This is a genomic window from Demequina sp. NBRC 110054 (assembly GCF_002090115.1).
In the GTDB taxonomy this organism is placed as follows: Bacteria; Actinomycetota; Actinomycetes; order Actinomycetales; family Demequinaceae; genus Demequina.
On the sequence record NZ_BBRK01000004.1, the window covers coordinates 264,266 to 287,500 of the forward strand.

23 protein-coding genes and 1 pseudogene are annotated in these 23,235 nt (G+C 71.5%); 9 read left to right on the top strand and 15 right to left on the bottom strand.

Going from position 1 to position 23,235, the window contains the following annotated elements; genetic code table 11:
* Positions 1 to 72: 72 nt before the first annotated feature.
* Positions 73 to 2,139, top strand: coding sequence for a methyl-accepting chemotaxis protein (locus B7K23_RS01175; protein ID WP_159451260.1), 2,067 nt, complete (start codon positions 73 to 75; stop codon positions 2,137 to 2,139).
* Between the two features lie 57 nt (positions 2,140 to 2,196).
* Here B7K23_RS01175 and B7K23_RS01180 read toward each other — a convergent pair whose 3' ends face one another.
* The gene (locus tag B7K23_RS01180; RefSeq protein WP_084124404.1) at positions 2,197 to 3,300 is read right to left on the bottom strand and encodes an NAD(P)-dependent alcohol dehydrogenase; all 1,104 of its coding nucleotides are present in this window, start codon (positions 3,298 to 3,300) and stop codon (positions 2,197 to 2,199) included.
* 251 nt (positions 3,301 to 3,551) lie between these two features.
* Here B7K23_RS01180 and B7K23_RS01185 point away from each other — a divergent pair, with 251 nt between their 5' ends.
* Both B7K23_RS01185 and B7K23_RS01190 read left to right on the top strand, forming a co-directional pair.
* On the top strand, positions 3,552 to 4,619 hold the full coding sequence (locus tag B7K23_RS01185) for a lactate dehydrogenase (protein WP_084124406.1): 1,068 nt from the start codon (positions 3,552 to 3,554) through the stop codon (positions 4,617 to 4,619).
* Positions 4,616 to 5,071 carry a hypothetical protein gene (locus B7K23_RS01190; RefSeq protein WP_143338035.1) on the top strand — a complete coding sequence of 152 codons (456 nt, stop codon included), beginning with the start codon at positions 4,616 to 4,618 and terminating at the stop codon, positions 5,069 to 5,071. Before B7K23_RS01185 ends, B7K23_RS01190 begins: the two co-directional genes overlap by 4 nt.
* Here B7K23_RS01190 and B7K23_RS01195 read toward each other — a convergent pair.
* The 3 genes and pseudogenes from B7K23_RS01195 to B7K23_RS01205 all read right to left on the bottom strand — a co-directional run bounded on the left by B7K23_RS01195 (position 5,068) and on the right by B7K23_RS01205 (position 6,867).
* The gene (locus B7K23_RS01195; RefSeq protein ID WP_084124410.1) at positions 5,068 to 5,379 is read right to left on the bottom strand and encodes a hypothetical protein; all 312 of its coding nucleotides are present in this window, start codon (positions 5,377 to 5,379) and stop codon (positions 5,068 to 5,070) included. The genes B7K23_RS01190 and B7K23_RS01195 overlap by 4 nt on opposite strands.
* 56 nt (positions 5,380 to 5,435) lie before the next feature.
* A pseudogene (locus tag B7K23_RS16110) lies at positions 5,436 to 5,741 on the bottom strand (gamma-glutamyl-gamma-aminobutyrate hydrolase family protein); the annotation flags it as partial.
* Position 5,742: 1 nt separating this feature from the next.
* The gene (locus tag B7K23_RS01205) at positions 5,743 to 6,867 is read right to left on the bottom strand and encodes a GuaB3 family IMP dehydrogenase-related protein (protein ID WP_084124412.1); all 1,125 of its coding nucleotides are present in this window, start codon (positions 6,865 to 6,867) and stop codon (positions 5,743 to 5,745) included.
* Between the two features lie 132 nt (positions 6,868 to 6,999).
* Between B7K23_RS01205 and B7K23_RS01210 the strand changes: the two genes are divergently transcribed.
* Positions 7,000 to 7,752, top strand: coding sequence for an exonuclease domain-containing protein (locus B7K23_RS01210; protein WP_084126056.1), 753 nt, complete (start codon positions 7,000 to 7,002; stop codon positions 7,750 to 7,752).
* A gap of 72 nt (positions 7,753 to 7,824) precedes the next feature.
* Entirely contained in the window at positions 7,825 to 9,099 is a 1,275-nt protein-coding gene (locus B7K23_RS01215; protein ID WP_084124414.1) for a Glu/Leu/Phe/Val dehydrogenase, read from the top strand.
* A gap of 63 nt (positions 9,100 to 9,162) precedes the next feature.
* On the opposite strand, the gene B7K23_RS01220 is transcribed toward B7K23_RS01215, so the two are convergent.
* Together B7K23_RS01220 and guaB are read right to left on the bottom strand one after the other, a co-directional pair.
* Positions 9,163 to 9,906, bottom strand: a complete 744-nt coding sequence (locus tag B7K23_RS01220; RefSeq protein ID WP_084126057.1) for a TSUP family transporter — start codon at positions 9,904 to 9,906, stop codon at positions 9,163 to 9,165.
* Positions 9,903 to 11,414: an IMP dehydrogenase gene (gene guaB, locus B7K23_RS01225; protein WP_084124415.1), complete on the bottom strand. Its 1,512-nt coding sequence runs from the start codon at positions 11,412 to 11,414 to the stop codon at positions 9,903 to 9,905. Before guaB ends, B7K23_RS01220 begins: the two co-directional genes overlap by 4 nt.
* Before the next feature lie 239 nt (positions 11,415 to 11,653).
* Here guaB and B7K23_RS01230 point away from each other — a divergent pair, with 239 nt between their 5' ends.
* Positions 11,654 to 11,947: a WhiB family transcriptional regulator gene (locus B7K23_RS01230; RefSeq protein ID WP_084124417.1), complete on the top strand. Its 294-nt coding sequence runs from the start codon at positions 11,654 to 11,656 to the stop codon at positions 11,945 to 11,947.
* A 134-nt stretch (positions 11,948 to 12,081) separates the two neighbouring features.
* Here B7K23_RS01230 and groES read toward each other — a convergent pair whose 3' ends face one another.
* Positions 12,082 to 12,375 carry a co-chaperone GroES gene (gene groES, locus B7K23_RS01235; RefSeq protein WP_084124418.1) on the bottom strand — a complete coding sequence of 98 codons (294 nt, stop codon included), beginning with the start codon at positions 12,373 to 12,375 and terminating at the stop codon, positions 12,082 to 12,084.
* A 184-nt stretch (positions 12,376 to 12,559) separates the two neighbouring features.
* Between groES and B7K23_RS01240 the strand changes: the two genes are divergently transcribed.
* Positions 12,560 to 13,753: an SAM-dependent methyltransferase gene (locus tag B7K23_RS01240; protein WP_084124420.1), complete on the top strand. Its 1,194-nt coding sequence runs from the start codon at positions 12,560 to 12,562 to the stop codon at positions 13,751 to 13,753.
* A gap of 71 nt (positions 13,754 to 13,824) precedes the next feature.
* Here B7K23_RS01240 and B7K23_RS01245 read toward each other — a convergent pair whose 3' ends face one another.
* Both B7K23_RS01245 and tsaD read right to left on the bottom strand, forming a co-directional pair.
* Positions 13,825 to 15,513: a glycoside hydrolase family 3 N-terminal domain-containing protein gene (locus tag B7K23_RS01245; RefSeq protein WP_084124422.1), complete on the bottom strand. Its 1,689-nt coding sequence runs from the start codon at positions 15,511 to 15,513 to the stop codon at positions 13,825 to 13,827.
* A 7-nt stretch (positions 15,514 to 15,520) separates the two neighbouring features.
* On the bottom strand, positions 15,521 to 16,561 hold the full coding sequence (gene tsaD / locus B7K23_RS01250; protein WP_375730871.1) for a tRNA (adenosine(37)-N6)-threonylcarbamoyltransferase complex transferase subunit TsaD: 1,041 nt from the start codon (positions 16,559 to 16,561) through the stop codon (positions 15,521 to 15,523).
* A gap of 56 nt (positions 16,562 to 16,617) precedes the next feature.
* Here tsaD and B7K23_RS01255 point away from each other — a divergent pair, with 56 nt between their 5' ends.
* Positions 16,618 to 17,247, top strand: a complete 630-nt coding sequence (locus B7K23_RS01255; protein ID WP_159451261.1) for a malonic semialdehyde reductase — start codon at positions 16,618 to 16,620, stop codon at positions 17,245 to 17,247.
* Positions 17,248 to 17,263: 16 nt separating this feature from the next.
* Here B7K23_RS01255 and B7K23_RS01260 read toward each other — a convergent pair whose 3' ends face one another.
* From B7K23_RS01260 to glmS, 6 genes are read right to left on the bottom strand one after another with little or no spacing between them, the layout of a single operon-like run.
* Positions 17,264 to 17,740, bottom strand: coding sequence for a GNAT family N-acetyltransferase (locus B7K23_RS01260; RefSeq protein WP_084124426.1), 477 nt, complete (start codon positions 17,738 to 17,740; stop codon positions 17,264 to 17,266).
* Positions 17,737 to 18,351: a tRNA (adenosine(37)-N6)-threonylcarbamoyltransferase complex dimerization subunit type 1 TsaB gene (gene tsaB / locus B7K23_RS01265; protein ID WP_084124428.1), complete on the bottom strand. Its 615-nt coding sequence runs from the start codon at positions 18,349 to 18,351 to the stop codon at positions 17,737 to 17,739. The genes B7K23_RS01260 and tsaB overlap by 4 nt, the downstream gene beginning before the upstream one ends.
* A gap of 9 nt (positions 18,352 to 18,360) precedes the next feature.
* On the bottom strand, positions 18,361 to 18,852 hold the full coding sequence (gene tsaE / locus B7K23_RS01270; protein ID WP_084124430.1) for a tRNA (adenosine(37)-N6)-threonylcarbamoyltransferase complex ATPase subunit type 1 TsaE: 492 nt from the start codon (positions 18,850 to 18,852) through the stop codon (positions 18,361 to 18,363).
* Complete coding sequence (gene alr, locus B7K23_RS01275) at positions 18,849 to 19,958, bottom strand: alanine racemase (protein WP_084124432.1); 1,110 nt, start codon at positions 19,956 to 19,958, stop codon at positions 18,849 to 18,851. The genes tsaE and alr overlap by 4 nt, the downstream gene beginning before the upstream one ends.
* A 23-nt stretch (positions 19,959 to 19,981) precedes the next feature.
* Positions 19,982 to 20,335 (bottom strand): holo-ACP synthase, encoded by a 354-nt coding sequence (locus tag B7K23_RS01280; protein WP_084124434.1) that lies wholly within the window; start codon positions 20,333 to 20,335, stop codon positions 19,982 to 19,984.
* A gap of 3 nt (positions 20,336 to 20,338) precedes the next feature.
* Entirely contained in the window at positions 20,339 to 22,204 is a 1,866-nt protein-coding gene (gene glmS, locus B7K23_RS01285) for a glutamine--fructose-6-phosphate transaminase (isomerizing) (protein ID WP_084124436.1), read from the bottom strand.
* A gap of 36 nt (positions 22,205 to 22,240) precedes the next feature.
* On the opposite strand from glmS, the gene coaA reads away from it, so the two are divergent.
* On the top strand, positions 22,241 to 23,224 hold the full coding sequence (coaA, locus tag B7K23_RS01290) for a type I pantothenate kinase (RefSeq protein ID WP_200809752.1): 984 nt from the start codon (positions 22,241 to 22,243) through the stop codon (positions 23,222 to 23,224).
* Positions 23,225 to 23,235 lie beyond the last annotated feature (11 nt).

Below are 23,235 nucleotides of genomic sequence, written 5' to 3' on the forward strand. Positions count from 1 at the left end.
CATCTGGCACCGAGGGTCGATGGGAGGAGGAGAAGAGGGGAAACCGACTCAACGAAGGAAGGCCCCGAGACAATGACTCTCCCAACCCTGCGGACGAGCCTGCGGATGCAGCTCGTGGCGATCGGCGCTGTCGCGGTGCTCGGCACCTCGGCCGCGCTCACGACCGTCGGCACGCTCCAGGCGCACAGCCTGGCCGACCAGGCCACCGAGGACGTCGAGCAGCTGAACGCCGAAGCGCTCAACCAGACCACGGTCTCCGCGCGCGAGCTCGTCTCGACCCAGGTCGACACGGTCACGACCCGCATGGAGTCCGAGCTCAACGTCGCCCAGGCGGTCCTCGACAGCTCCGGCGAGGTGTCCTTCGGCGCCGACAGGACGTGGGACGCGACGAACCAGACCACCGGCGATGTCACGACCCTCGACCTGCCGCGCATGCTCGTCGGCGGGCAGGACCTGGGCCAGATCAGCAGCCTCGACCAGGACGTGCCGATCGTCGACACCGTCACCGGGCTCCTCGGCGCGGAGACCACCGTGTTCCAGCGCATGAACGACGACGGCGACATGCTCCGCGTCGCCACCACCGTGCCCGGTGCGGACGGCGACCGCGCCATCGGAACCTACATCGGCTCGGACAGCGCCGTCGTCCAGGCACTGCTCGCGGGCGAGTCGTTCTACGGCACCGCGACCGTCGTGGGCGAGGTCTACGTGACCGCCTACGGGCCCGTCTACCAGGGCGACGAGGTCGTCGGCGCGATCTTCGTGGGCCTCCCCCAGTCCGAGGTCGCCGAGCCTCTGATCGCAAGCCTCGCCTCGGTCACCGTGGGCGACTCCGGCTACGTCACGGTGATGGACGCCAACGGCTCCTGGGTGGTGCCGCCGCCCGGAGCCGAGGCCGGCTCCGCCGCGGACGAGAGCTACGCACAGACGCTCATCGACGCGGGTGCGACCGTGACCGACGAGACCACGACGGCGACCGTCGAGGTCCAACTCGCCGACGAGGAGGCGCATGTCGACGTCACCGCCTACTCGCCGTGGGGATGGACCATCGCGGCGTGGGGCATGAGCACCGACCTCGACGTGGTCCCGCAGCACCTCGCAGAGGGCATCCAGAGCCTCACCCTGACGCTCATCGGCGTCGGGCTCGCCGTGGCCGTGCTCGCGGTCGGATTCATCGTCTTCGTGTCCGGGCGGATCGTGAACCGCGTGTCCCGCCTCACCGCCGCCCTGCGCCGCGTGGCGGACCGCGACCTCTCGGTCGACGTCACGGGCGAGGGCCGCGATGAGATCGGCCAGATGGGCGACGCGCTCGGCGAGACGATCCTCGCGATGCGCACCGCGGTCGGCACGATCCAGACCGGCGCCGAGTCGGTCGCGAGCACCGCGCAGCAGCTCGACGGCTCCAGTACGGGCCTCCAGGGCGTCGCCGCGCAAACGGCCTCGCACGCGAACAGCACCGCGACGAGCGCGACGTCGATGAGCACCGAGGTGCAGTCCGTGACCGCCGCCATGACCGAGATGCGCGCCACGATCGAGTCCGTCGCTCGCGACGTCGAGGCCGCCACGGGCGAGACCCGCACCGCGGTCGGGGCCACCTCGGCGGCGGCCGACATCTCGGCCCGACTGGGCGACTCGTCGTCCCGGATCGCCGAGGTGCTCAAGACGATCACCGCGATCGCCTCGCAGACCAACCTGCTCGCCCTCAACGCGACGATCGAAGCGGCGCGCGCCGGGGAGGCCGGCAAGGGCTTCGCGGTCGTCGCGAGCGAGGTCAAGGACCTCGCTCAGCAGACCGCTCACGCGATCGAGACGATCCGCCCCGTGCTCGAGGAGGTGGCGGACGGCTCCGAGCAGGTGCAGGCCGCCGTGGACCGAGTCACGCAGTCGATCGCGCTCGTCGACGAGCACCAGTCGTCGATCTCCGCAGCCATCGAGGAGCAGAGCGTCACGACGAGCGAGATCGAGCGCAACCTCGTCGTGGCCGCCGACGGCGCGAGCGAGATCTCGACCTCGGCTCACCAGCTGTCCGACTCCGCGAAGGACGCACAGGCGAGCGCGAACGAGGTCGGGGGCGCCGTGTCGAACCTCACCGGCATCGCCACGGACCTCGCCGAGGCAGTGGACATGTTCTCTCTCAAGTAGCGCAGGCGACAAGGACCCCCGAGCCGACAAGGCTCGGGGGTCCCTGTGCGTCCGGGGTCAGACCCCGGAGGGGATCCTGCCGGCGAGCGCGTCGAGCGAGGCCGTGGTCGCATCGTCCATGTGGGGGACGACGACGGCACGCCCCAGCAGGGTGCCGTTCTCCAGGTGCGCGTAGGCCTCGAGAGCATCGTCGAGGCTGAAGCGCGTGATGTCCACGTCGATCGATCCCGCACGGTAGAGCGCCGCGAGCTCGTGCAGCTCCTCGATCGTGCCCCAGTAGGTGTTCGTGAGCTCGGCCTCGTACGGGTTCGAGTAGAAGTCCCACTGGACGGGGCCGCCAGCGATCCCGACGACCGTGATCCGGCCCTGCTTCGCGACGACCTTCTGGGCGAGCGAGATCGTCGGCGTGAGGCCAACGAAGTCGAAGACCGCGTCGACGCCCTTGCCATCCGTGAGCTCGCGGATGCGGTCGGCCTGACCCTCGCCGCCCTCGACGGTCACGGCGCCGCGCTTGGCCGCGAGCTCCATGGCCTCGGGCTTCATGTCGGTGGCGATCACGGTCGCCGCGGTCGTGGCCTTGAGGATCTGCACGGCGATCTGCCCCAGGCCACCGAGGCCGATGACGAGCGCGGTCTTGCCGCCGCCCTGAAGCTTCGGCAGGGCGAGCTTGATGGCGTGGTACGGGGTGAGGCCCGCGTCCGCGAGGGGAGCCGCCGCGACCGGGTCGGCGTCGCCGAGCGGCACCAGGTTGCGCGCCGGCACGGCCATGTACTCGGCCATGCCGCCGTCCTTGCCCAGCCCGGAGGCGAGGAACGGCGTCTTCGCGGCGTTGTCGCAGTAGGTGTCCTGACCGCGCGAGCACGCGGGGCAGTGCCCGCATCCGATCGGACCGTAGACCAGGTAGGCGTCGCCCTTGGTGAGGCCGAGGACACCCTCACCCACCTCCTCGATCCAGCCGGCCGTCTCGTGCCCGAGCGTGTACTCGGGGGCGAGCTGCGCGCCCACGGTCGTCTCGTCAAACTGCTCGTACACGGCGACGTCGGAGTGGCACGCGCCCGCGCCAGCGACCTTGAGCAGCACCTCGCCGGGAGCGGGCTTGGGCTTGGGGACCTCGCGAAGCGACGGCTTGGTCTTCCATTCGGTGAAACGCACAGCCTTCATGGGCGGCGCTCCTTTCCTGAGGGCGCCCTGCGGGGATGAAGGGGACGAGTGGTCCGGCGCCCTTGCTGGCCACATGTCACTTTCATCATGACACTTCAGCCACGATGAATATTCCGAGATGGTGGATCAGTCACGCACGTGCTCGCATCAGTTCCGGCCCGCCTCGCGACGGCCGCACCCCTTGCGGCCCTTCCTGAGCACGCCCGCCGCCGTCAACAGTGTCGAAACATCCCGGGCGTAGCGTGGGACCCATGGATGTCGCGATCATCGGGGCCACGGGCGACGTCGGGCGGGCGATCTGCACCGCGCTCATCGAGCAGGGGGAGCTGGGCGCGAGCTCGCGCCTCCAGCTCGTGGGCCGCGCGGGAGGCTCGTCCGAGTCGGCCGTCCACGGCCTCAGGGTGGACCTCATCGACGCCTATGACGAGCGCGCCCCCCAGATCGACGTCGCCGTGAGCCCGGACGATGTGGTGGCCGACGTCGTCGTGGTCGCCGCGGGCGGGACGATCCCCACCAAGGCGACCGGGCCGATCAACCGCGACGAGCTCGCCACCCGGAACCGTGCGGTCTTCGAGTCGTACGCCGACGCGCTCGCGACGCACGGCAGCGGCCACGAGATCGTCATCGTCGTGTCGAACCCCGTCGAGCTCGCGGTGGACGTGTTCGCGCGCAGGCTCGGCCGGCATCGCGTGATCGGCATGGGCGCGTGGCTCGACTCGCTGCGCTTCCGCCGCGAGATCGCCGCGACCCTCGGCATTCGCCGTCAGCGCGTGAGCGGCTTCGTCGCGGGACAGCACGGCGACCGGATGGTCCCGCTGTGGTCGACCGTGCGGCTGCGCGGCCTCGACCCGGACGAGCGGCTCGAGATCGTCGAGCGCCTGCGTGGCGACAGGACGCTCGCGTCGTTCGCCTCCGAGGTGGCCTCCGCGAAGGAGACGATCGCGACGGGGCCCGACGCGGCCTCGGCGTTCGCCCGCGTCGACTCCTTCCCCCCGGACGTCCAGGCGGTCGTCCGGCCCTACCTGACCCATACGAGCGGCGCGAAGACCGCGAACGGCACCGCGGCCGCGACCGTCGACCTCGTGAAAACCGTGCTCGACGGGCGGGACATCGTCGTGGCCGGGCAGGTGCTGCTCGATGGCGAGATCGAGCTCGGCGGCATGCCGTGGCACGGGGTCCTCGGGGTGCCGGTCGCGGTCGGCCCCGAGGGGTGGACCCGCGTCCTGCTCGACGGCCTCGCACCGGATGAGGCCCGGCTGCTGTGGGAGGTCGGACAGGCCCTCAACGAGGCGATCGTGGGCTGGGGAGGCGGCCGATGAGCATGCTGACGACGCGCTGGTTCGCGTTCGTGACGGTCGAGGACAGGGCCGGCGCCTCCGCCGCGCTCACCGGGGTGTTCTCCGAGCGGGGCGTCAGCTTCGGCTCGATCTCGACCCTCGACGTGCACGGCGGCGTCGGCACGCTGTCCGTCGAGTTCTCCGCATCGGAGCGGCTCGCGCAGGTGCTCGTGCGCACCCTCGAACGGCTCGCGGTCGTGCGTTCGGTGACGCTCGTGCATGTCGAGGACCCGCGCGTGCGCGCGGTCGCGGTGATCTGCTGCCCTCCCCCGGAGATCGACCTTCCCGGCGTCTCGGCATGGACCGAGGACGTCGACGGCGAGCCGACCACGATCCTGCGCGGGTCGCTGCCGGCCATCGAGGCTGCGGTGGCCGAGCTGCGCGAGGCGGGGTCTCCCCCGGCCGCGGTGACCGTCCTGCCGCCTCGCCTCTAGAGCGCCGCGACGTACTCCCGCAGGAGAGCGAGGCTCGCCTCGACCGCCGCGGGGCCGCGCGCGGCCATCTCCGCGCGGAACTCGGGGATCGAGACCCCGATCTCGCGCAGTTCGACCATGTTGCCGATGACCCACCGCTCGAACGTCGCTGGATCGACCTCGGGGTGGAACTGCACCGCGAGCGAGCGGCCGTACGAGAACGCGTGAACCTCGACGTCGTCCGTCGATGCGAGCAGGGTCGCGCCCTCAGGAAGCCGCGCCTCGTCGCCGTGCCACACGAACATCGGGGTGTCCGCGACGTGGCGCATCGTCCCTTCCCAGGCTGGGAAGGGACGATGCGCTTCCACCCGAGCTCGAACGTCCCCTTGCCGACCTCGGCGCCAAGCGCGGCGGACATGAACTGGAGCCCTAGGCAGACCGCGAGCGTCGGCCGATCGGCGTCGAGACGCTCGCGGATCAGGGCGATCTCCTCGCCGATGTTCGGGTAGTCGGCCGCGTCCTGGACCCCGATGGGCCCGCCGAGAACGATGCCGAGATCGGCGTCGCGGAACGGCGCGAGCTCGTCGACCCCGGCCTCGAGGTAGCGCACCTCGTAGCCGAGGCGCGGAAGCTCCGCCTCCCAGCAGCCGAGGTCCTCGAAGGCGACGTGCCTGAGGACGGCGCAGCGCACGTCAGCCGGCCTGATAGGGGCTGACGACCACGTCGACCCGCTGGAACTCCTTGAGGTCCGAGTACCCGGTGGTCGCCATCGAGCGGCGCAGCGCGCCCATGATGTTGGTCGTGCCGTCGGCGCGCGTGCCCGGGCCGAACAGGACCTCCGCGAGGGTGCCGGTGGTGCCGACCCGCACGCGCTCGCCACGCGGCAGGGCCGAGTGATACGACTCGGGACCCCAGTGGTAGCCGGCGCCGGGCGCCTCCGCGGCGCGCGCGAGCGCCGAGCCGAGCATGATCGCGTCGGCACCGCACGCGATCGCCTTGGCCATGTCGCCCGAGCGGCCCAGTCCGCCGTCGGCGATCACGTGCACGTAGCGACCGCCGGACTCGTCCAGGTAGTCGCGGCGCGCCGCCGCGACGTCGGCGACCGCGGTCGCCATCGGCGCGTGGATGCCGAGGGTGGTCCTCGTGGTCTGCGCGGCGCCGCCGCCGAAGCCCACGAGCACGCCTGCGGCGCCCGTGCGCATGAGGTGCAGCGCGGCCTGGTAGGTCGAGGCTCCGCCGACGATCACAGGCACGTCGAGGTCGTAGATGAACTTCTTGAGGTTGAGCGGCTCCGCCTCGGCCGAGACATGCTCGGCGGACACCGTCGTGCCACGGATGACGAACAGGTCCACGCCCGCCTTGAGCACCGTCTCGTAGTGCTCCTGCGTGCGCTGGGGGCTGAGGGCGCCGGCGACCGTCACACCCGCCGCGCGGATCTCCTGGAGGCGCTGGACGATCAGCTCGTCCTTGATCGGCTCCTGGTAGATCTCCTGCATCCGGTGGGTCGCCTCGTCCATCGAGAGGGTCGAGATCTCCTCGAGCAGCGGCTGGGGGTCGTCGTAGCGCGTCCACAGCCCCTCGAGGTCGAGCACGCCGAGCCCACCATGCTGGCCCAGCGCGATCGCGGTGTCCGGCGACATCACCGAGTCCATCGGCGCGCCGATGACCGGGATCTCGAACCGGAACGCGTCGATCTGCCAGGCCAGGCTCACCTGACGCGGGTCGCGCGTGCGGCGCGAGGGCACCACCGCGACGTCGTCGAAGCTGTATGCGCGGCGGCCACGCTTGCCGCGCCCGATCTCCATCTCGTTGCTCACCGTCCCAGCCTAGCGGTGACGGCTGACGTCGGACCCGGGCCGATGCGCCCAGGCCGCGCGCGACCGCCGCGGCCCGCGACAAGGGACCTCGGTGCGACGCCGATGTCGGCCAGGCGTGACAAGGTGGTCACCATGACTTGGCTCGACGAGACGATGGTGGGATTCGACACGGAGACCACGGGGGTGTCGACGGCGAACGACCGCATCGTCACCGCCGCGATCATCACGCGACGCGCGGGCGAGGAGCCCGTGACGCGCACGTGGCTCGTGAACCCCGGGGTGGAGATCCCCGCGCGGGCCATCGAGGTGCACGGCATCACCAACGAGCAGGCACGCGCCGAGGGCATGGACCCCAAGGTCGCGCTCGAGGAGATCGCAGCGGCGCTCGCGGCGGCGCTGTCCGCGGGCACCCCGGTCGTCGGCTTCAACGTCCAGTACGACCTCAGCATCCTTGAGTCGGAGCTCGCGCGCCACGGCCTGCCCTCGCTCGCCTCGCGTCTCAGCAACGGAATCCGGCCGGTGATCGACCCGCTCGTGATCGACCGCTTCCTGGACCGGTACCGCAAGGGCAGCCGCAAGCTCATCGACATGTGCCGCATCTACGCGGTGCCCGTCGTCGCAGACGACCTCCACGCGGCCGACGCCGATGTCCTCGCGACGCTCGACCTGCTGCCCGCGATGGCGCAGCTGCACCCTTCGCTGCACACGGTCGCGCTCGACGACCTCCACGACCAGCAGATCGAGGCGCACCGCCTGTGGGCGACCCGCTTCGCGGCCTTCCTCAAGTCGAAGGGGACCACGGACGACCTGCCGAGCCCGCTGTGGCCGGTGGCGCTGCCGGAGCCCGAGCCGGAGCCCGAGGAGGAGCTCGGCGCGCTGTTCTAGACGCCTGGCCAACTGTGCATCCGCGCCTCGTCCCGGGGCGTAGCCTGACAGCACAGGCACCAGGAGGAAGCAATGACGCTCCCCGACTCTGCGGTCGTCCCCGACGCCGCTGGTCCGCTCGTCGACGCGATGGCACAGCTGCACAAGGCAGCCGCGACGCTCGAGCTCCCCGATGGACTCCACGAGCTTCTCGGCTCGCCTCGACGCGAGATGGCGGTGAGCATCCCGCTGCGCAGGGACGACGGCTCGATCGCGGTGTACTCCGGCTATCGCGTGCAGCACAACTTCACGCGCGGCCCCGCGAAGGGCGGCCTGAGGTACGCCCCGTCGGTCGACCTGGACGAGGTCCGCGCGCTCGCGATGTGGATGACGTGGAAGTGCGCTCTGGTCGACGTGCCCTATGGAGGCGCGAAGGGTGGCGTCGCGATCGACCCGCGCACCCACAGCACCGCGGAGCTCGAGCGCGTCACGCGCCGCTACACCTCGGAGATCCTGCCGATCATCGGGCCGGAGGTGGACATCCCCGCGCCGGACATCGGCACGGACGAGCGCACCATGGCATGGATCATGGACACGTACTCGGTCGCACGGGGATACACGGTCACGGGCATCGTCACGGGCAAGCCGCTCAGCCTCGGCGGCTCGCAGGGCCGAGCCATGGCCACGTCTCGGGGCGTCGCGCACATCGCGCTGCTCGCGATGGCGAGCCGGGGCATCGACCCCGCGCATGCCACCGCCGCTGTGCAGGGCTTCGGCAAGGTGGGCTACGGCGCCGCGCGCTTCCTCGCGGAGGCTGGCGTGAAGGTCCGCGCCGTGAGCGACGTGGATGGCGCGGTGTACGCGCACGACGGCCTCGACATCGCCCACCTCGCCGCGCACGTCGAGCGCACGGGGACGGTGGCCGGTTTCGACGGGGCGGAGGCGATCGATCCCGCGTCGGTGCTCACGCTCGACGTCGACGTCGTGGTCCCGGCCGCGGTCGAGGGCGTGCTGACCGAGGAGAACGCACCGAAGGTCCAGGCACGCATCGTCGTCGAGGGCGCGAACGGTCCGACGACGGGTGCCGCCGACGCGATCCTCAAGGAACGCGACGTGCTCGTGGTCCCGGACATCCTCGCGAACGCCGGTGGCGTGGTCGTGTCGTACTTCGAGTGGGTGCAGGCGAACCAGGCGTATCAGTGGAGCGAGCGCGAGGTGAACGACAGGCTCGAGGAGCGCATGGCCAGGGCGTGGCACGACGTGGTCGCGCACTCCGGCGCGCACGGCATGACGTATCGCGAGGCCGCGACGGTGCTGGCGGTCGAGCGCGTCGTCGACGCGCATCGGCTCAGGGGCCTGTACCCCTGAGCCGAGCCTGCACAGGGACGATGCGGGCTCCTGGGCGCGCCGGGAGCGCCGCCCCGGCGCCGGTCACGCGAGCAGGAACCTCACGAGCATCGCGACGGACACGACGACGATCAGCACGCGCAGCACGAGCGGGTTGACGCGCAGCAGCAGGCGCGAGCCGAGCCATGCGCCGCACAGTTGCCCCAGCGCCATCACCCCGCCGACGATCCACACGACCTTGCCCGCGATGATGAACACGATCAGCGCGGCGAGGTTGGTCGCGAAGTTGAGCGTCTTCGCGAGCGCGGTCGACCGGCGCAGGTCGAAGCCCCGCAGCGCCACGCCGCCGAGTGCGAAGAGCGAGCCGGTGCCCGGCCCGAAGGCCCCGTCGTAGGCGCCGATCGCGGGCACCACCGTCGACACGTAGGTGCGCCTCGACATCCGGGCGCGCGGCGGAGGCAGGTGCGCGTCTCGGACCAGCAGGAAGTACGCGGCGATCGCGACCAGGACGAGCGGGATCACGATCTCGAGGGCCGCGGGGTCGATGAGAAGGACCACCACCGAGCCCACCGCGGAGCCGAGGAAGGCGACGAGCATCGGCCCCCGCACGTCGCGCCACGCGACTCCGTGGCGGCGTATCACCGCCACGGTCGCGGTGAGCGTCCCGAAGGAGCCCTGGAGCTTGTTGGTGCCGAGCGCTTGGACGGGCGGGACGCCCGCGAGCAGGAGCGCGGGCACGGTGATGAGCCCGCCGCCGCCGGCGAGGGTGTCGAGCAGCCCCGCCGCGAAGGCGGCGAGGGCCAGCGCGACGAGGACCTCCGCGCTCAGCTGCGGCCCGAGTAGTTCGGCGCCTCGACCGCGATCTGGACGTCGTGCGGGTGGCTCTCCTTGAGGCCCGCCGGCGTGATGCGGACGAACTTGCCCTTGGCCTGGAGCTCGGGGATCGTGCGCGCGCCCACGTAGAACATCGACTGTCCGAGGCCGCCGACAAGCTGACGCACGACCGACGAGAGCGGGCCCTTGTAGGGCACGCGACCCTCGATGCCCTCGGGGATCAGGTCGTCGTCGCTCGGCGCATCGGCCTGGAAGTAGCGGTCCTTGGAGTACGAGACGCGGCCGCGCGAGGCCATGGCCCCCATCGAGCCCATGCCGCGGTAGCTCTTGAACTGCTTGCCGTTGATGAGGACCAGGTCGCCCGGGGTCTCGGAGACACCCGCGAAGAGCGAGCCGAGCATCACGGAAGAGGCGCCCGCGACCAGAGCCTTCGCGATGTCGCCCGAGTACTGGAGGCCGCCGTCGGCGATCACGGGCACGCCCGCGTCCTTCGCGGCCTGCGCGGCCTCGTAGACCGCGCTCACCTGCGGGACGCCGACGCCGGCGACGACGCGCGTCGTGCAGATCGAGCCGGGGCCGACCCCGACCTTGACCGCGTCGACGCCCGCGTCGACCAGGGCCTTGGCTCCCGCGCGAGTCGCGACATTGCCGCCGATGACCTGCACGTGGCGCGTGGCGGGGTCGGACTTGAGGCGCTTGATCATGTCGATCATCGCCTGGGCGTGGCCGTGCGCGGTGTCGACGACGAGCGCGTCGACCTCGGCCTCGACGAGCGTGGTGGCGCGCTCCCAGGCGTCTCCGAAGAAGCCGACCGCCGCGGCGACGCGCAGGCGCCCCTCGTCGTCCTTGGTCGCGAGCGGGTACTTCTCGGTCTTGACGAAGTCCTTCACCGTGATGAGGCCCGTGAGCTTGCCTGCGGCATCGACGAGCGGCAGCTTCTCCACGCGGTGCTGGCCGAGCAGCTTCGCGGCGTCGGCGTTGCTGACCCCCTCGGGCGCCGTGATGAGCGGCATGGGAGTCATCTGGTCCTTGACCAGCATGCTCGGGAAGTCCGCGTGGTTGAGGAACCGCATGTCGCGGTTGGTGATGATGCCCACGAGCGTGCCGTCGGGCTGGACGACCGGCAGGCCGGAGACGCGGTAGCGCGCGCACAGCGCGTCGAGCTCCGCGAGCGTCGCATCGGGGCCGACCGTGACGGGGTCGGTGATCATGCCCGACTCGGAGCGCTTGACGGTGACGACCTGCTGCGCCTGATCCTCGATGGAGAGGTTGCGGTGCAGGACGCCGATGCCGCCGAGGCGGGCGAGCGCGATCGCGAGCCGAGACTCGGTGACGGTATCCATCGCCGCGCTCAGCAGCGGCACCTTGATCGAGATCTCGCGGGTGAGCCGGGTCGTGGTGTCGACCTCGGACGGGATGACGTCGCTCTCGCCGGGGAGCAGGAGCACGTCGTCGTAGGTGAGTCCGGTGTAGCCGAAGGGATCGTTGTCAGCGGGCGCCATGTCCCGATTCTACGGCGCGGATCTCTGCCAGCATTCCCACGTCGACCAGCCGACATCCTCGAACGGAGGGGGGTATTGCCAAGTGGGCGCGAAGGGGATAGACAGTCACTAAGTGTTCAACGAGGAACGCTTGACCTGGGTGAAATGTCCGATCTATGGTCATGATCACGGTTTGATAACGACGTCGCCAGTGACATCGCCATCTCGCCGTCCAGGGGGAACGACACAAGGGAGTTGCCATGGAGTCGATCGCAAGACTGCCGGCACCAACGCAAGACCAGTGGGAGTGGCAGTACCGGGGGGCCTGCCGCGGAGTGGATCCGGATCTCTTCTTTCATCCCGAGGGCGAACGTGGCGCAGCGCGTCGCCGTCGGGCGGAGGCCGCGAAGCAGTACTGCGCGAACTGTCCGGTACAGGAGCTCTGCCGTGAGCGCTCGCTCATGGCTCGCGAACCGTTCGGGGTCTGGGGCGGCCTGAGCGAGGACGAGCGTCACTCGATGCTCGTCAACAGCCGGATCAAGGCGGCGAGCTGAACCTCAGCGCTCGCACCGAGGTCCGCACAGAGAGACGCCGAGACCCCCGGAAGGATCATCCTTCCGGGGGTCTCGTCATGCACGAAGGGCTCCCGAGCCGAAGCCCGGGAGCCCTTCGACGCCTAGGCGTCTACTCAGCCGACGATGGCGAGCAGGTCGCGCGCGGAGAGGATGAGGTACTCCTCGCCCGCGTACTTCACCTCGGTGCCGCCGTACTTGCTGTAGATGACCTTGTCGCCCTCGGCGACGTCCACGGGGACGCGGTTGCCGTTGTCGTCGATACGACCCGGGCCGACCGCCACGACGATGCCCTCCTGGGGCTTCTCCTTGGCGGTGTCAGGGATCACGAGGCCGGAGGCCGTGGTCGTCTCGGCGGCAGCCGCCTTGACCACGACCTTGTCCTCCAGAGGCTTGATTGAGACCGACACTGCGGACCTCACCTTCCTTCTCGAAGTTCAGGTGATGACATCTCCCGGGCGACCTGCCGTCGCGGGGGTCAGGCGAGCCGGATCGATGCCACGCTCCCTTGCGGAGCACCGTCAGATTAGCACTCGCACGCGGCGAGTGCTAATGCGTCTGCGGGCGTTCGCCATGCGTGGAATCATCGCCGGTATGGACGCCGCCACCGCACGCCTGCTGCGGGCGCCCGAGACCCTCGCCCTGATCGATGGGCTGCCGCCGTACGACGCGATCGAACCACTGTCCTTCGGCAGCCGCCTGCGCGCCCAGGGGCTGGACGGAGCGCTCGTGGCCGCCGTGCTCACCCAGGCCGAACTGCGGCTCAAGGCGAGGGCCAAGCTCGGAGACTTCGCCGCCGGGATGCTCTTCACCAGGGAAGGGCTTGAGCAGGCGACGCGGCTGAGCGTCGCCGCGCGGCACGCGCGCCGGTACGCCGAAGCCGGATGCACGCGGGTCGCCGACCTCACCTCGGGGCTGGGGGTCGACGCGATGGCGCTTGCCGCTCTGGGGATGCCCGTCGTCGCCTTCGAGCTCGACGAGGCGACCGCCCTGCTCGCGGACCACAACCTGCGCCACTGGGACGATGCGGTGGTCGTCCACGCGGACTCGATGACGACGGTGCGGGGCGTCGACGGCGTCGACGCCGCCTTCGCCGATCCCGCCCGCCGCACGGGCCGCGGGCGCCGGCACGATCCGCGCGACTACTCCCCCGCGCTCGACGAGGTCCTCGCGCTGCGCGACGCGCTCCCCGCGTTGGGCGTCAAGGTCGGCCCCGGCATCCCTCACGACGCCATCCCCGCCTCGACGCCGGCGTCCCCGGTCGAGGCGCAGTGGGTGTCGGTCGACGGCGACGTAGTGGAGGCGGGGCTGTGGTGCGGACCGCTCGCCCGCCACGAGGGCCACGCCGCGCTCGTGATCCGGGGCGACGAGTCCCACGAGCTCGTGGGCGACCCCGTGCCCGGCGAGGCCGGCACGCTCGGCGAGTACCTCTACGAGCCCGACGGGGCCGTCATCAGGGCGGGCCTGGTCGGCCCTCTCGCGGACCGGACGGACGCGCGGCTGGTCGACCCGACCATCGCCTACCTCACCTCCGATGCCGAGACCGCGACCCCGTTCGCGCGCGGCTACCGCGTGCTCGAGGCCATGCCCTACTCGACGTCCCGCCTCGCGAAGGCGCTGCGGGAGCGGGGCGTGGGCCGCGTGGAGATCAAGAAGCGCGGGATCGACGTCACCCCCGAGCGGCTGCGCCCGCAGCTCAAGCTGCGCGGCCCCGAGTCCGCCACGGTGGTCCTCACGAGGCTCGCGGGCCGCCACACGGCCCTGCTCGTCGAGCCGCTCGACCGCTGACCGCTGGTCTCGGAGCCGCCGACCGCCCCGGCAGTGCGTTCCCGCGCGGACGACAGCATCGTCCGCGTGCCTCAGCAGGCGTCCGGCACTCCCGCGAGCGAGACCGGCCAGTCCCCCTCGGGGCCGGCTTCCCCGGCGAGCACCGCCGCGACGGCGGCGAGCGTCGCCTTCCCGCGCCCGTACGCTCCGACGTACACGTCCGCGTCCGACCCCTCGAGCCCCCACGGGCCGCCCATCGCGACCACGACATCCGCGCTGCCCGAGGAGCCGTCACCGCCCGTGACCCAGATCGACGTCCCCCCGGCGCCGACCGCGACGCCGAGCTTCTCGAAGGCGTCCGCAAGCGCGGCGCGGTCGGCCTCGAAGCCGCCCGAGAGGGTCACCGAGTCGCCGATGAACGGTGCCGAGCAGTCTCCGGCCGCGACCGTGGCGGAGCCGAGCGCGAGCGCCGCCGCATAGTCGCCGGTCACGGCGGTCGACGCGGGCGTGAGCCCCTCCTGCCAGCGCGACAGCAGGATCACGCGCGCGACCGCCTCGTCCAGGCGGTCGCGCGAGAGCGTGCCGTCCTTGACGGCCTGGACGATCGCGCGGCGCGCGGCGTCGGTGGACTCGGGCATGAGCAGCAGGTCGGCGCCGGCCGACAGCGCGGCGACCGCCGCCTCACCCGCGTCGTGGTCCCCCGTCACGGCGCCCATGTTGAGCGCGTCGGTGACCACCACCCCGGTGAAGCCGAGCTCGTCGCGCAGGTAGGCATAGGCCTCAGGATCGAGGCTTGCGGGAACGCCGCCCCATGCCTCGACCGCGACGTGGCTCATCATCACCATGGGCGCGCCGACAGCGATCGCCCTGCGGAACGGCACGAGCTCGGAGCCCTCGAGGTCGTCGAGCGAGCCGGACAGCACCGGCACCGACTTGTGCGAGTCGGTCGTCGCGGCGCCGTGCCCCGGGAAGTGCTTGAGCGCGGGGACGATGCCGCCATCCAGGTAGCCGAGCATCGACGCGACGACGGTTCCCGCCACCTCGGACGGGTCGTCGCCCGCGGAGCGCGAACGGATCACGGGGTCGGACAGGCCGACGGTGACGTCGGCGACAGGAGCGAAGTCCACCGTGAACCCCAGCTCGGCGATGTCCGCTCCGGCGCGCGCGTAGACCCCGCGCACGAGCGACTTGTCGGCGGCCGCTCCCGCGGCGAGGAACGCCGGGAGCTCGGGCACGATGCCATCGAGCCGCGCGACCGTGCCGCCCTCCTGGTCGACCGCGACGAGCGCCTGCCAGCCGCGGTCGCCCGCGCCGTCCTGCGCCGCGGCGGTGAGGGCCTTCACCGTCTTCTCCGACCGGGTGGCGTCGCCCATGAGGATCACTCCGGCGAGCGCCGAGTCGGACACGAGGTCGGCGAGCGCCTCGGGGTCGGTACCCGAGTAGGCCGGCATGAGCACCGCTCCCGCGGCCTGCCCGAGCGGCAGCGAGGACGCCTCGGCGAGGGTGAGCTCCCAGTCAGCGACCGTCGGCCCCCACGCGAGGGTCTCGGCCGCGGTGCCCGCCGTCGCGGCGGCGTCGCCGGTCGCCGGCGAGGAGGACTCGGAACCGCCCGGCTCGGCCGTGGACGATGCGGCGGCGGACGGGGCGTCGCCGGCGGAAGACGCGGGGGTCGCGGTAGGCGACGGGGTCACCTCTGTGGCGGTGCCGCTGCACGCGGCGAGCATCGCGACGGCCGCGACGAGCGCGACGCTCCTGAGCGCCGCTGGGACCGGCCTCCTCATGCGCTCCTCAGACGGTGATGGTGCTCAGCGGCATGGACGAGTCGACACCGATGCTGAGCTCGCTCGGCGCCACTCCGCGACGCGCGACCGCCGAGCCGAGCGCGGCGATCATCGCGCCGTTGTCGGTGCAGTAGCGGATCGGAGGGATGCGCACGTCGATGCCGGCCCGCTCGCAGCGCTCCGTCGCGAGCTCGCGCAGCTGCGAGTTCGCAGAGAACCCGCCACCGATCACCAGGGTGTCGACGTCGTTCGCGCGGCAGGCCGCGATGGTCTTCTCGACGAGGACGTCCGCGACGGCCGCCGCGAAGGAGGCCGCGACGTCGGCCACGGGGATCTCCTGGCCTGCCTCCTCGCGCGCCTCGATCCAGCGGGCGACCGCGGTCTTGAGGCCCGAGAAGGAGAAGTCGTACGCATGCTTCTGCATCGCCTTCGCGCTCGTGAGCGCACGCGGGAACGGGATCGCCTCGGGGTCTCCCTCGCGGGCGAGCCTGTCCACGTGGGGGCCGCCCGGGTACGGCAGCCCGAGAAGCCTGCCGACCTTGTCGAAGGCCTCGCCTGCCGCATCGTCCAGGGTGTGGCCCAGCTCGATCACGTCGGTCGCGAGGTCGTTGACCAGGAGCAGCGATGTGTGGCCGCCCGACACGACGAGCGCCATGGTCCGCTCCGGCATCGGCCCGTGCACGAGCTCGTCGACGGCGGCGTGGCCGATCACGTGGTTGACGCCGTACAGCGGCTTGTCGAGCGCGAGGGACAGCGCCTTCGCCGCGGCGACCCCGACGGTCAGCGACCCGACGAGCCCGGGTCCCGAGGCCACCGCGATACCGTCGACTTCGGACAGGCTCGCGCCGGCGCGGTCGAGCGCCTCCTCGACCGTCGGCACGAAGGCCTCGAGGTGGGCACGGGACGCGACCTCGGGGACGATGCCGCCGAACCTGGCGTGCTCATCCATGGACGAGGCGACGACGTCGGCGAGCAGCTCGGTGCCCCGCACGAGCGCGGCGCCCGTCTCATCGCACGTGCTCTCAAGGCCAAGGATCAGGGGTTCCACGCCTCCCAGGGTAGTCGGCGGGAATACCTGAGCGCGCCGGATCGTCACTACTCGACGTGACAGCAGTGCCTCCGCCCTCCCACGCGAGCTTCCCGATCCCCGGGGACGTGCTCGACCTCCTCTTCCTCGACGCGCGCTCGTCCACACGCTGGTCGGACCGACCGGTCTCCTCGGAGACACTGCGCGCGGTGCATGAGCTGGTGCGGTGGGCCCCGTCCGCCAACAACTCCTCGCCGCTCAGGCTCGTGGTCGCCGAGTCCGAGCACGCGCGCGAGATCGTGATGGAGCACGCGAACCCCGGCAATCGCCTCAAGCTCGACCGGGCTCCCCTGATCCTCGTGGCGGCCTCGGACCCCCGGTATCACGAGCACCTCGAGGTGACCGCTCCCGGCAGACCGGGCCTCTACGAGGTCCTCGAGAGCCGGCCGGACGCGCGTGCGATCACCGCGCACGACAGCGCGTGGCTCCAGATCGGCTTCCTCATCGTCGCGCTGCGCGCCGCCGGGCTGGAGGTTCGCCCCATGGCGGGGTTCGACCACGGCGGGCTGTGCCGCGCGCTGCTCGGTGACAGGGCCTGGTATCCCGAGCTGATCCTCGCGGTCGGCTACCCGGCGGAGGATGGCGACCACGGGGCAGGCGAGCGCCACGGCCGCCCCGACTGGGACGCGACGACGCTCGAGCTGTAGTCCGCCGGCGGCCGCGTCAGAACCCGGCGGGCTCCCTCATGGGGCGGCGCATCACGAGTGCGTCGACGCCTTCGGGCTGGTAGTACTTCCGACGCACCCTCACGTCCTCGAAGCCGTAGTCGCGGTACAGCGCCAACGCAGGCTCGTTGGTGACGGCGACCTCGAGCCACACGTACGGGACGCTGAGACCCTCCGCCTCGGACAGCAGGTCGTCCATGATGAGGCGCGCGAGGCCCTCCCGACGATGCGCGGGCACGACCGCGAGGTTCATGAGGCTGAAGGCGTCGCCCTCGAAGCCATAGACCGCGTAGGCCGCCGGATCGTCGCCGACCCACACTCCCCGATAGCGTCGACCGCCGTAGCGGAAGTCCTCGCGGATCAGCGACTCGGACCAGGCCGATGCTCCGAACAGCTCCTCCTCGACGCCCGCCATCCAGGCGATGTCGCGCTCGTGGAGATCGCGCAGGAGCGGCGCGACCGGAGAGTCGCTCACGCCCCGGGGAGGCCGTGCACGTCGGGACGACGCAGGTACAGCGGCTCGGTCGGCAGGTCCGTGTCGCCCTCGGAGACGCGACGCGCCACGACGCGCGCGAGCCACGCGGGGTCCACGTCCATGACGCGCCCGTCGGGAAGGGACTCGGGGTACAGCTCGGCTCCAGGTCCGACGACGACGCCGGCGACGGGCACGTCGCCGGGATACGCCACGCCGGGCCCGTCGACGCGGACGCCGTCGCGATAGGTCGCCCAGTAGAGCTCCTTGCGGCGAGCGTCGGAGACGACGGTGACCTCTCCCTCGTCCGCGAGCGCGGCGCCGATCGCGTCGAGGGAGCATGTGCCACGCACGGGGACACCCCACGCGAAGCCGAGGGTGCGGGCGGTGACGAGACCCACGCGCAGACCGGTGAACGGGGCGGGCCCGGTGCCGACGACGATGGTCTCGACATCGCCGAGCGCGCAGCCGGCCTCGGCCATCGCGTCCCTCACGAGGCCCGAGAGCAGCTCGGCGTGGCCGCGCGGCGCGTGCTCGGTGCGCGCGGCCTTGACCTCGTCGCCGTCGAGGACGGCGACGGCGACGGCGGCGGACGTGTCGAGCGCGAGGATCATGGGACCAGCCTAGGCGTCGCCGACGAAGGCGCCCTGCCACCGGTCGCCGTGACCGGTGACCGTCACCTGCCGGGTGCCCGCGTCCGGAGCCTCCATGTCGAGCACTCCCCCGCGCTCGCGGCGGATCACGATGTGCAGCCGGTCCTGCGAGAGCTGCTCGGCGGCTCCCTCGCCCCACTCGACGACCGTCACCGAGTCCTCGAGCGCCGCGTCGAGGTCCAGGTCGTCGAGCTCGGCGAGCGAGCCCAGGCGATACGCGTCCACGTGGACGAGCGCGGGGCCGCCCACCTCGGACGGGTGGGTGCGCGCGATGATGAAGGTGGGGCTCGCGACCGGGCCGCGCACGCGCAGCGCCTCGCCGAGGCCCTGCGTGAAGGTGGTCTTGCCGGCTCCCAGGTCGCCGGAGAGGATCACGAGGTCGCCCGCGGTGAGCATCGGGCCCACGACGTCCCTGCCCAGGTGCTGCATCGTCGCCGCGTCCGGCACGTCGTACGTCGTCATGAGTCCGCCTTCGGTCGCAGGCCGCCGAAGCGGCACAGGATCTCGTAGTCGATGGTGCCGACCGCCTCCGCCCAGTCTGCCGCGGACGGACCGTCGGCGCCGATAAGGGTCACCTCGTCGCCCTCGGTCGCCTCGGTGTCGGCGCCGAGGTCGACGACGAACTGATCCATGCAGACCCTGCCGGCGATCGGATAGCGACGTCCGCCGATCGCCACCTGGGCGCGCCCTCCCCCGCCCGCGCGGAAGACCCCGTCCGCGTACCCGACGGGGACGAGGCCCAGCATCGTCTCGCGGTCGGTCGTGTACTCGTGGCCGTAGCTCACTCCCTGGCCCGCGTGGACGGGCTTCACGAGGGCGAGCCGCGTCGTCACGGACATCGCGGGCACGAGGCCCCAGTCGCCACCGTCGGGGTCCTCGACCGGGGGGCGACCGTACATCGCGATCCCGGGGCGCACGAGGTCGAAGTGGAGGTCGGGACGCGTGAGCGTCGCCGCGGAGTTCGCGAGATGGCGCACCTCGAGCGCGATTCCGCGCTCGTCCGCCATCTCGAGCCCGACCAGGAACACGGTCGCCTGCAGGTTGATGGTCGGGTGGCCGGGCTGGTCGGCCCAGGCCAGGTGCGACCACATCCCGACGATGCGGACCACGCCCTCGTCCTGAAGCTCCTTCGCGCGGTCGAGCAGCTCGGGAAGAAGGTCGAGCGGGCAGCCCTCACGGCCCAGCCCCGTGTCCACGAAGAGGTGCAGGCGCGGTGCCGTGCCAGCCGCGCGCGCCGCCGACGCGATCGCCTCAAGAACCTTGAGCGAGCCGAAGGACATGTCGATGTCCGCGGCCACGAGAGCCGGGAACGGGCCGTCGGGACCGTAGAGCCACGTGAGGATCCGCCCCGTGTCACCGGCCTCGCGCAGCGCGAGTGCCTCTGCAGGCTGCGCGGTGCCGAGCCACGTCGCGCCTCCCGCGCGCGCGGCCCGGCCGGACTCGATCAGACCATGGCCATAGCCGTCGGCCTTGACCACTCCCATGACCTGCGCGCCGTCAGCGTGCTCGCGCAGAGTCCGGACGTTGGCGGCGATCGCGTCGGTGTCGATCCTGATGGTGATGCTCATGCGCTCAGTCTCTCAGGTGTCAATCAACTCTCGGCGACGACGACGGCCGACGCGATGCCGGCGTCGTGCGTCAGGGACAGGTGGAGGGTCGCGATGCCGAGCTCTGCGACCCTCGCGGCGACCGTGCCCGTGAGCGTGAAGCGCGGCGCGGCACCGTCCTCACGCGAGACCTCGCAGTCCTGCCACGACAGCCCGCCCGGGGCGCCGAGCGCCTTCGCGAGCGCCTCCTTCGCGGCCCACCTGGCCGCGAGCGAATGCTGTCCGAGCGTGCGCTCGGCCGGGGTGAAGACGCGTTCGAGGAACCCGGGCGAGCGTTCGAGGGCGTCCTCGAACCGCTCGATCGCCACAACATCGATGCCGAGCCCCACCACCGCCACGGCTCACTCCACCGTGACGGACTTGGCGAGGTTGCGTGGCTGGTCCACGTCGTAGCCCTTGGCCGAGGCGAGCTCGTGCGCGAAGACCTGGAGCGGCACGACGGTCAGCAGAGGCGTCATGAGCACCGGCGCGGACGGCACGTAGAACACGTTCTCGGCGTGCTCGGCCGCCTCCGTGTCGCCCTCCTCCGCGATCACGAAGGTGCGGGCGCCGCGCGCGCGGACCTCCTGGATGTTGGAGATCACCTTCGCGTGCAGCGTCTCGCGGCCGCGCGGGCTGGGCAGGATGATGATGACCGGCTGGCCCTCGTCGATCAGTGCGATCGGGCCGTGCTTGAGCTCTCCCGCGGCGAAGCCCTCGGCGTGGATGTACGCGAGCTCCTTGAGCTTGAGCGCGCCCTCGAGCGCGACCGGGAAGCCGACGTGGCGGCCCAGGAACAGCACGCTGCTCTCGTTCGCGAGCGCCCGCGCGAGCTCGCGCACGGGCTCGACGGTGTCGAGCACGCGCTGGATCTTCGCCGGCAGCTGGTCGAGCTGGTCGAGCAGCGTCTCGATCTCATCCGGGTACTTGTTGCCGCGCAGCTCGGACAGGTAGATGCCGAGCAGGAAGGCCGCGGTGATCTGCGACAGGAACGCCTTGGTCGAGGCGACCGCGATCTCGGGGCCGGCGCGCGTGTAGAGCACCGCGTCCGCCTCGCGCGCGATCGTCGAGCCCTGGGCGTTGACGATCGCGACCACGGGCGCGCCCTGGTGCTGCGCGTGGCGCACGGCCATGATCGTGTCCATCGTCTCGCCGGACTGGCTGATCGCGACGACGAGCGTGCGGACGCTCACGACCGGATCGCGGTAGCGGAACTCGTGAGCGAGCTCGACCTCCACCGGGATCCTGGTCCAGTGCTCGATCGCGTAGCGCGCCACGAGGCCCGCGTAGGACGCCGTGCCGCAGGCCACCACGATGATCTTGTCCACCGAGTTGAGCACCGCATCCGCGATGAGTCCCTCGTCGAGACGGAGCTTGCCGTGCTCGTCGATGCGGCCGCGCAGGGTGTCGGCGACCGCGGTCGGCTGGTCGTGGATCTCCTTGTCCATGAAGGTCGAGAACCCGCCCTTCTGGGCGGCCTCGGAGTCCCACTCGACGCGATAGGGCTCGCGCTCGACCGGGTTGCCCGCGTAGTCGGTGACCTCGACCCCCTCGGGAGTGATCTCGACGACCTCGTCCTGGCCGAGCTCGAGCGCGGTGCGCGTGTGCTCGATGAACGCGACCACGTCGGAGCCCAGGAAGTTCTCGCCCTCGCCCAGGCCGATCACGAGCGGCGAGTTGCGGCGGGCACCCACGACGACGTGCGGCTCGGTCGAGTCCACCGCGAGCAGCGTGAAGGCGCCCTCGAGCCGGGCCGCGACGAGCCGCATCGCCTCGACGAGGCTGTGCCCGTCGAGCACCTCCTTGGCGAGCAGGTGGCCGACCACCTCGGTGTCGGTGTCCGACAGGAAGCGCACGCCCTCGGTGCGCAGCTCGGCGCGCAGGGGTCCGTAGTTCTCGATGATGCCGTTGTGGATGATCGCGATGCGCCCGTCCGCAGCGATGTGCGGATGCGCGTTCGCGTCGGTGGGCGCGCCGTGGGTCGCCCACCGGGTGTGCCCGATCGCCGCGGTTCCCGGGCGCAGCGGGTGCTCCGCGATCCACTTGCCGAGATTCACGAGCTTGCCGGCCTTCTTCGCCATGTCCACATGGCTCGGATCCTCGGTCACGACGGCAATGCCCGCGGAGTCGTAGCCCCGGTACTCGAGCCGAGCCAGGCCAGCCATCACGACCCCCTCGGGCCGCGCGCTGGGCGCACCGGATCCGACATAGCCCACGATTCCGCACATGCCGTCAGTGTAGGCGGCACCAGGGGGCAGACCCGTATGCGGCCCCGTATGGGCCAGAATGGTGCCGTGGCCAGCACAGAGACGTCCTCGAGCACCCCGTTCGTCACGCTCACCCGTGACGAGTGGGCGGCCCTCGCCGACTCCACACCGCTGCCCCTCACCGAGGAGGACGTGCGACGCGTGCGAGGTGTCGCCGACCCGATCTCGCTCGAGGAGGTCGACACTGTCTACCGGCCGCTGTCGCGCCTCCTTGACCTGTACTCGCAGTCGACGGGCGGCCTGCACCGCGCCACGAGCGAGTTCCTCGGCGAGCGTGCGAGCCGGACACCCTTCGTCATCGGCGTCGCGGGATCCGTCGCGGTCGGCAAGTCCACGACCGCGCGCGTGCTGCGCGAGCTCATGGCGCGCTGGCCCGCCTCGCCGCGCGTCGAGCTCGTCACCACCGATGGCTTCCTGCTGCCCAACGCCGAGCTCGAGAAGCGCGGGCTCATGGCACGCAAGGGCTTCCCCGAGTCGTATGACAGGCGCGCGCTGCGCCGCTTCGTCGCCGACGTGAAGTCGGGCCTGCCCGAGGTGACGGCTCCCGTGTACTCCCACGTGACGTACGACATCGTCCCCGACGAGCGCGTCGTCGTCCGCCAGCCGGACGTGCTGATCGTCGAGGGCCTCAACGTGCTCGCGCCGCCCGTGCTGCGGGAGCCGGGGGCTCCGGCCTTCGCGCTGTCCGACTACTTCGATGCCTCGATCTACGTCGATGCCCGTCCGTCGGACGTGCGCCGGTGGTACATCGACCGCTTCCTCACGCTGCGCAGCACCGCGTTCTCACGCCCCGACTCGTACTTCCACACGTACGCGGGACTGAGCGACGACGAGGCCGTCGAGCGCGCGGGATACATCTGGGACACGATCAACGCCCCCAACCTGGTGCACAACATCGCACCGACCCGCGCACGCGCCACGATCATCCTGCGCAAGGGCGCGGACCACAGCATCGAGTCGGTCCGGCTGCGGAAGCTGTAGGGAGGCGCTGC

Coding starts and splice junctions, on each gene's coding strand:
- B7K23_RS01215 (WP_084124414.1), top strand. CDS start 7,825: ATGACGCTCCCCGACTCTGCGGTCGTCCCCGACGCCGCTGGTCCGCTC.
- B7K23_RS01240 (WP_084124420.1), top strand. CDS start 12,560: ATGGACGCCGCCACCGCACGCCTGCTGCGGGCGCCCGAGACCCTCGCC.
- B7K23_RS01210 (WP_084126056.1), top strand. CDS start 7,000: ATGACTTGGCTCGACGAGACGATGGTGGGATTCGACACGGAGACCACG.
- B7K23_RS01190 (WP_143338035.1), top strand. CDS start 4,616: ATGAGCATGCTGACGACGCGCTGGTTCGCGTTCGTGACGGTCGAGGAC.
- glmS (WP_084124436.1), bottom strand. CDS start 22,204: ATGTGCGGAATCGTGGGCTATGTCGGATCCGGTGCGCCCAGCGCGCGG.
- B7K23_RS01180 (WP_084124404.1), bottom strand. CDS start 3,300: ATGAAGGCTGTGCGTTTCACCGAATGGAAGACCAAGCCGTCGCTTCGC.
- tsaB (WP_084124428.1), bottom strand. CDS start 18,351: ATGATCCTCGCGCTCGACACGTCCGCCGCCGTCGCCGTCGCCGTCCTC.
- alr (WP_084124432.1), bottom strand. CDS start 19,958: ATGAGCATCACCATCAGGATCGACACCGACGCGATCGCCGCCAACGTC.
- tsaE (WP_084124430.1), bottom strand. CDS start 18,852: ATGACGACGTACGACGTGCCGGACGCGGCGACGATGCAGCACCTGGGC.
- B7K23_RS01245 (WP_084124422.1), bottom strand. CDS start 15,513: ATGAGGAGGCCGGTCCCAGCGGCGCTCAGGAGCGTCGCGCTCGTCGCG.
- coaA (WP_200809752.1), top strand. CDS start 22,241: ATGCGGCCCCGTATGGGCCAGAATGGTGCCGTGGCCAGCACAGAGACG.
- guaB (WP_084124415.1), bottom strand. CDS start 11,414: ATGGCGCCCGCTGACAACGATCCCTTCGGCTACACCGGACTCACCTAC.
- B7K23_RS01175 (WP_159451260.1), top strand. CDS start 73: ATGACTCTCCCAACCCTGCGGACGAGCCTGCGGATGCAGCTCGTGGCG.
- B7K23_RS01185 (WP_084124406.1), top strand. CDS start 3,552: ATGGATGTCGCGATCATCGGGGCCACGGGCGACGTCGGGCGGGCGATC.
- B7K23_RS01195 (WP_084124410.1), bottom strand. CDS start 5,379: ATGCGCCACGTCGCGGACACCCCGATGTTCGTGTGGCACGGCGACGAG.
- B7K23_RS01230 (WP_084124417.1), top strand. CDS start 11,654: ATGGAGTCGATCGCAAGACTGCCGGCACCAACGCAAGACCAGTGGGAG.